We start from the raw sequence: 1,239 nt of genomic DNA on the forward strand, positions 1-1,239 counted from the left end.
TCCTCGTCCCCACCACCACCCGCACCCGCGAGCAGTACCAGCGCGTCCGGCTCCCGATCCCCACCGCCGCCTACGCGATCTGCGCCAACGGCGGCCACCTCCTCGTCGACGGCCGCACCGACGAGGACTGGCACGCCGCCGTCCGCGCCCGCCTCACCGACGAGTGCGCGCCCCTCGCCGAGATCCGCGCCCACCTGCGCGCCACCGCCGACCCGGCCTGGCTGCTCAAGGAACGCGTCGCCGAGGAACTGTTCGCCTACCTCGTCGTCGACCGGGCACAGCTCCCTCCCACCTGGGTGAAGGAACTCACCGAGTGGGCCGAGCCGCGCGGCTGGACCGTCAGCCTCCAGGGCCGCAAGATCTACGCCGTGCCCCGGCCGCTCACCAAGAGCGCCGCCATGGCCGAGGTCGCCCGCCGCACCGGCGCCCGCACCACCCTCGCCGCCGGCGACTCACTGCTCGACGCCGACCTGCTGCTCGCCGCCGACCACGCCTGGCGGCCCGGCCACGGCGAACTGGCCGAGACCGGCTGGCAGGCCCCGCACGTCACTGCTGTGGCCGCCGCGGGCGTCGTCGCGGGAGAGAGGATTTTGGCGGAAGCTCTTCGAGCCGCCGCTGCCTGAGCGACCGCCGCCGGGCCTCCTTGTCCGCCTCACCCGGGTGCCGGGCCTGCCAGTACGGATTGTCGTACGGCAGCCGCCCGGCCACCCGCCCGTACATCCCGAAGAACGCCAGCAGCAGGCCGACGACAAAGCTGAAGACGACGTTCTGGATGCGGAAGTTGAGGAAGTTCCAGTCGGTCTCCAGCAACGCCAGGTTCACAAAGCCGCTCAGCAGGAACGCGACGCCGAGGACGACGTTCACGTTCGAGGCGAAGTTCCCGCCGCGCATCGCGCTGAGGAACAGCACCCCACCCACACCGACGGACAGCACGCTCAGCGCGCCGTTGGTGCTCAACCCGGCGATCGTCGTGTCACCCGTGCTGAAGAACCCCACCCGGTCGATCAGCCCGAGTACCCCGAACGCGGCCAGCACCACCCCCATCAACCCGGCGCCGAAGCGGTACAGCCTGCTGAGCGGGTGACCGGCCGGCAGATGGGTCTCCAGCTCCGCGTTCACCCGGTGGAACGTGTGCGAGAGCGTGTGGGAAGCAGCCATGGTCGGCCTCCTCGCGTCGGAGACGGTCGACCTCCAGCATCCGCCCCCACGCCGCCGCCCTCAACCCGGGCAGCCTCCAGG

At 71.8% G+C, this 1,239-nt stretch carries 2 protein-coding genes; one reads left to right on the forward strand and one right to left on the reverse strand.

The window, feature by feature from the left end:
- A partial coding sequence (locus GL263_RS26805; protein ID WP_182858320.1) for an HAD family hydrolase occupies positions 1-623 on the forward strand: 623 nt, incomplete at its 5' end.
- Here GL263_RS26805 and GL263_RS26810 read toward each other — a convergent pair.
- Complete coding sequence (locus tag GL263_RS26810) at positions 547-1,158, reverse strand: DUF4383 domain-containing protein (protein WP_182858321.1); 612 nt, start codon at positions 1,156-1,158, stop codon at positions 547-549. The genes GL263_RS26805 and GL263_RS26810 overlap by 77 nt on opposite strands.
- Positions 1,159-1,239 lie beyond the last annotated feature (81 nt).

Origin of the sequence: Streptomyces durbertensis, assembly GCF_014156695.1 — a bacterium.
Taxonomy (GTDB): Bacteria; Actinomycetota; Actinomycetes; order Streptomycetales; family Streptomycetaceae; genus Streptomyces; species Streptomyces durbertensis.

Excerpts from the sequence above, each read along its gene's own strand:
- GL263_RS26810 (WP_182858321.1), bottom strand. The coding sequence starts at position 1,158 with ATGGCTGCTTCCCACACGCTCTCGCACACGTTCCACCGGGTGAACGCG.